This is a genomic window from Pontimicrobium sp. MEBiC01747 (genome assembly GCF_053601635.1).
The window spans coordinates 1-1770 of the sequence record NZ_JBSHNS010000404.1; the positions used below are offsets into that span (position 1 = coordinate 1).

The 1770-nt window shown below is 28.6% G+C and carries 1 protein-coding gene; it reads right to left on the reverse strand.

Going from position 1 to position 1770, the window contains the following annotated elements; all coding sequences use genetic code 11:
• Window positions 1-1760 (reverse strand): tetratricopeptide repeat protein (locus tag ACVC2P_RS12965; protein WP_452598886.1); only part of this gene is annotated, 1760 nt, incomplete at its 3' end.
• Window positions 1761-1770: the final 10 nt, after the last annotated feature.

Sequence of the window (1770 nt, forward strand, 5' to 3'; positions counted from 1 at the left end):
TCATGTTCTTTACTTTTTACTTTTATTTGACTTCCGTGTAACTTTACTAAACGTTTAACAATAGCAAGGCCTAAACCTGTTCCTCCTTGTTTACGTGTCATTATAGGTTTTACTTGAGAGAAGCTTTCAAAAATCTCGGTAATATCTTTTTCCAAAATTCCTTCGCCAGTATCCTTAACACTTAATTTAATAACATCGTAAGATTCTTGTTCTTCAATTAATTCGGCACTAATGGTTACTCCTCCTTTATCTGTAAACTTAATAGCATTATTTATTAAATTACTTAGTATTTGAGTCATTTTTGTCTCATCTATAAGGTAATTTTGATTTTCAGAAATATTATTTTCTAATACAATGTCTAAGCCTTTACTTTGGGCCACATTTAAATGGAGGTTTGCTATTTTGTTACATAATTTATATAAGTTAGAATTATCTAGCTCTAATTTAGCTTTTCTAGAGTCTAACTTTGTAAAATCTAAAATATCATTAACAATATTAATTAAGTTATTTGAGGCAAATTGAAGACTATCTAGTAATTCTTTATTTTCTCCTTTAACTTTTTTCTCTAGAATAGATACAATAGTTGTAATGGCGTTAAGTGGCGTTCTTATTTCATGACTCATAATAGATAAAAACTGCTGCTTTAATGCAACAGAGCGCTTTTCTGCTCTATTTTTTTTATCTATATTTTTTTGTTTTACCCTTTGTAATTCTGCTTCATTTTCTAGCTTATTCATCTTATTAATTAAGTCGTAATCTTCCATCACTTTAAGTGTCTGGGTATTAATTACGGCTTCTTTTTCCGACAAATAAATCTCTAAGTATTTTAATGCTTTTTCTGTATTTCCATTTTGCTTGTATATTAAATATAGTATATGATAGTTTTTAATTTTTATCATAGATATATTATACTTTAAGCTTAGTTGTAATGATTCTTCTAAAACATCGATAGCTTCTTCTAAACGCCCCAACTTATAGTAAAGTACTCCTAATTTATGGAGCCCCATTGATGCTCCTAAATTTTCAATAGTGTCTTTATGGATATTTATAGCCGTTAAAAAATCTGCCTTTGCTTTTTCATATTCTTGTATAGCAAAAAAGACTTTACCTCTTCCATAAATAGCAAAGCCTAGCCCTCTTATATCATTTGTTAATTTTTTACTTTTAATAGAATGCTCTATAACCTGCATGGCATATTTAGGCCGCTTCTTTTTTAATAATAATCCGGAAAGATTATTACAAACATTTGTTTCTAAATTAAGGTCTGGAATTTTTCTCGCAATTTTTATAGAGCTTTTATAAGATTTAAATGCATTATCATGGTCTCCCATATATTCGTAGATAGTTCCAATGGCCTTTTCTACTTTAGATTGACTGGGAAAATCATTATATTTCCTATAAATTCTTAAGGATTCTAATAGGTACTTAAGGCCTACATGATAGTTATTGGTTTTATAATGTATACTACCAATACTGTAATTAGCATCTGCTATACCTTGTTCATCGTTTATTGGTGAAAAATATGATATAGCTTCTTTAGAGTAGTTTTTAGATTGTTCAAAATCGCTAATAATCATATGGTATAGCGCTAACTGATTTAAGCTTTTACCAATATATACGTTATTACCAAGAGCCTTACTCATTTTAAGCGCTCTATTTGCAGTTTTTATACTATTTTCGATATTACTGGTTCGTTCGTAATATGCATCTTCAAGAAGTAATTTTATAGTATCTGTACTTTGCAGATTTTTTATAGTCATAGTCATTAGG